This window comes from Hungatella sp. SL.1.14 (assembly GCF_024460495.1).
In the GTDB taxonomy this organism is placed as follows: Bacteria; Bacillota; Clostridia; order Lachnospirales; family Lachnospiraceae; genus Hungatella; species Hungatella hathewayi.
This window is the reverse complement of the sequence record NZ_JANFYJ010000236.1, coordinates 1-314: the sequence shown is the minus strand read 5'-3', so window position 1 is coordinate 314 and position 314 is coordinate 1. Positions and strand designations below refer to the sequence as shown.

General features: G+C 43.0%; 1 protein-coding gene. It reads right to left on the bottom strand.

What is annotated here, in order from left to right:
* A partial coding sequence (locus tag NE473_RS30820; protein WP_256265618.1) for a hypothetical protein occupies positions 1-314 on the bottom strand: 314 nt, incomplete at both ends.

The window sequence follows — 314 nt, the reverse complement described above, 5'->3', positions numbered from 1 at the left end:
ATAGTAACCCCAATACCCACTCTGGATACGCCCCATAGGAAATCCATGGCAATCCATGCACGCCTCTGCCCTGATGATCCATTTATTCCACTCAACTCCAGACGCAACAGAAGAAAGGCATGTATCCCAGTTCCCTGGTGCCCTTCTCATCACTTCGATAATATAAGGCGCTCCATTGGAAACAATAAACTGAAGATGGAGCAGACCATCTACAAGATTTAATTCTGCCGCAATCTTTTCAATTTCTTCACATATAGTCTTAACTATATACTCTGCATTTTTATATGAAGCCGGATAAGATCCCTTGGAGACCA